This window comes from Brevibacterium sp. NPDC049920, from assembly GCF_040656435.1.
Classification (GTDB): Bacteria; Actinomycetota; Actinomycetes; order Actinomycetales; family Brevibacteriaceae; genus Brevibacterium; species Brevibacterium pityocampae.
This window is the reverse complement of the sequence record NZ_JBFAMF010000025.1, coordinates 1,737-5,106: the sequence shown is the minus strand read 5'-3', so window position 1 is coordinate 5,106 and position 3,370 is coordinate 1,737. Positions and strand designations below refer to the sequence as shown.

1 rRNA gene is annotated in these 3,370 nt (G+C 55.3%); it reads right to left on the bottom strand.

From position 1 onward, the window contains the following. Positions 1-67 precede the first annotated feature (67 nt). Positions 68-3,176 (bottom strand): 23S ribosomal RNA (locus AB0I45_RS13790). Between the last annotated feature and the right edge of the window lie 194 nt (positions 3,177-3,370).

Here is a 3,370-nt window from a genome sequence, read left to right as displayed (position 1 = left end):
AAGAGGATTCAAACACGGTGTTGTGTGTGCTTGTGTTACCCGACCCGAACACACCCGGAAAAGGGTGGTGGGTGAGTGATCGGCGTATTAGTACCAGTCAGCTCCACGCATTGCTGCGCTTCCACATCTGGCCTATCAACCCCATAGTCTGTAGGGCGCCTCGATGGAAATCTCATCTTGAAGCAGGCTTCCCGCTTAGATGCTTTCAGCGGTTATCCTTTCCGAACGTAGCCAACCAGCCATGCACCTGGCGGTACAACTGGCACACCAGAGGTTCGTCCGTCCCGGTCCTCTCGTACTAAGGACAGCCCTTCTCAAATTTCCTACGCACGCAGCGGATAGGGACCGAACTGTCTCACGACGTTCTAAACCCAGCTCGCGTACCGCTTTAATGGGCGAACAGCCCAACCCTTGGGACCGACTACAGCCCCAGGATGCGACGAGCCGACATCGAGGTGCCAAACCATGCCGTCGATATGGACTCTTGGGCAAGATCAGCCTGTTATCCCCGAGGTACCTTTTATCCGTTGAGCGACCGCGATTCCACAATCCACGGCCGGGTCACTAGTCCCAGCTTTCGCTCCTGCTCGACACGTCCGTCTCACAGTCAAGCTCCCTTGTGCACTTACACTCGACACCTGATTGCCAACCAGGCTGAGGGAACCTTTGGGCGCCTCCGTTACTCTTTGGGAGGCAACCGCCCCAGTTAAACTACCCATCAGGCACTGTCCCTGAACCCGATCAGGGTCCGAAGTTAAGGAATCCACTATGGCCAGAGTGGTATTTCAACGATGACTCCACACACACTGGCGTGCATGCTTCACAGTCTCCCACCTATCCTACACAAGCCACACCGAACACCAATACCAAACTGTAGTGAAGGTCTCGGGGTCTTTCCGTCCTGCTGCGCGTAACGAGCATCTTTACTCGTAGTGCAATTTCGCCGAGTTCGTGGTTGAGACAGTGGAGAAGTCGTTACGCCATTCGTGCAGGTCGGAACTTACCCGACAAGGAATTTCGCTACCTTAGGATGGTTATAGTTACCACCGCCGTTTACTGGGGCTTAAATTCTCCGCTTCGAACCGAAGTTCTAACAGGTCCTCTTAACCTTCCAGCACCGGGCAGGCGTCAGTCCGTATACATCGTCTTACAACTTCGCACGGACCTGTGTTTTTAGTAAACAGTCGCTTCTCCCTGGTCTCTGCGGCCACCACCAGCTCAGAAGAGAAAATCTTCCTCACCAGGATGGCCCCCCTTCTCCCGAAGTTACGGGGGCATTTTGCCGAGTTCCTTAACCACGATTATCTCGATCGCCTTAGTATTCTCTACCTGACCACCTGAGTCGGTAATAGGGTACGGGCGGCTAGAACCTCACGTCGATGCTTTTCTCGGCAGCATAGGATCACCGGATCACCCACCAGATGTGGGTGCCCATCAGCTCTCAGACACATGACAGACGGATTTACCTACCTGTCGCCCTACGACCTTAGACCACGACAACCATCGCGCGGCCCGGCTACCTTCCTGCGTCACACCTGTTAATACGCTTACCTACTACACATTCAGGTCCCAGCCTCGACCGCACACCCGTCCCGAAGGACAGGAGACAGTCTCGGCTGGTTAGTATCACATGCCTCGGTATTGGCGGTTCTTCGCCGGTACGGGAATATCAACCCGTTGTCCATCGACTACGCCTGTCGGCCTCGCCTTAGGTCCCGACTTACCCAGGGCGGATTAGCCTAGCCCTGGAACCCTTGGTCATCCGGCGGACGGGTTTCTCACCCGTCTTTCGCTACTCATGCCTGCATTCTCACTCGTATAGCCTCCACCACTGGATCACTCCGCAGCTTCACCGGCCATACGACGCTCCCCTACCCAATACCACAACTCAACCAACCGGACATGCCGGCGGCTCATCACACGTGGTATTGCCACAACTTCGGCGGTGTACTTAAGCCCCGCTACATTATCGGCGCGGAATCACTTGACCAGTGAGCTATTACGCACTCTTTCAAGGGTGGCTGCTTCTAAGCCAACCTCCTGGTTGTCTTCGCAACTCCACATCCTTTCCCACTGAGCACACGCTTAGGGGCCTTAGTTGGTGGTCTGGGCTGTTTCCCTCTCGACTACGAAGCTTATCCCCCGCAGTCTCACTGCCACGCTTACACTTACCGGCATTCGGAGTTTGGTTGACGTCAGTAACCCGGTGGGGCCCATCAGCCATCCAGTAGCTCTACCTCCGGCAAGCAACACGCAACGCTGCACCTAAATGCATTTCGGGGAGAACCAGCTATCACAGAGTTTGATTGGCCTTTCACCCCTAACCACAGGTCATCCCCTCCATTTTCAACTGAAGTGGGTGCGGGCCTCCACACGCTCTTACACGTGCTTCACCCTGCCCATGGCTAGATCACTCCGCTTCGGGTCTAGGACACGCGACTGGGACGCCCTCTTCGGACTCGCTTTCGCTACGGCTACCCCACCAGGGTTAACCTCGCCACGCACCGCTAACTCGCAGGCTCATTCTTCAAAAGGCACGCCATCACCCCGAAAGGCTCTGACGGCTTGTAAGCACATGGTTTCAGGTACTATTTCACTCCCCTCCCGGGGTACTTTTCACCATTCCCTCACGGTACTATCCGCTATCGGTCATCAGGGAGTATTTAGCCTTACCAGGTGGTCCTGGCAGATTCACACGGGATTACACGAGTCCCGTCCTACTCGGGAACCATCACACACAACCAGCACACGTTTCGTCTACGGGACTCTCACCCACTCCGGTCAGGCTTCCCAACCTGTTCGACTACGCACACAACAGCCATGCCCAAGGAATGCAGCCCTCAGACGGATAGCCCCACAACACCGCACATGCAACACCTGCACGCTTGACACACACACGGTTTAGGCTCTTCCGCTTTCGCTCGCCACTACTCACGGAATCATTCTTATTTTCTCTTCCTGTGGGTACTGAGATGTTTCACTTCCCCACGTTCCCCCCACACACCCTATATATTCAGATGCGGGTCACGACACATGACATGTCGCGGGGTTCCCCCATTCGGACACCCTCGGATCACCGTTCGTTTACCAACTCCCCGAGGCTTATCGCAGGTTACAACGTCCTTCATCGGCTCCTGATGCCAAGGCATCCACCATGCGCTCTTGAACACTCACACACCCCCACACACTGACACGCAGCATGACCAGGAGCATCCGAGTCGGATAACACAAGAAACACAACAACAAAATCACACAGAACACCCCACACACACCCACGGCATGTATGCGATGTCCAGATGCTCGCGTCCACTATACGATTCTCAAACAACCAGCAGACCCCACCCCACACACCAACCCGAACGGTTGACGC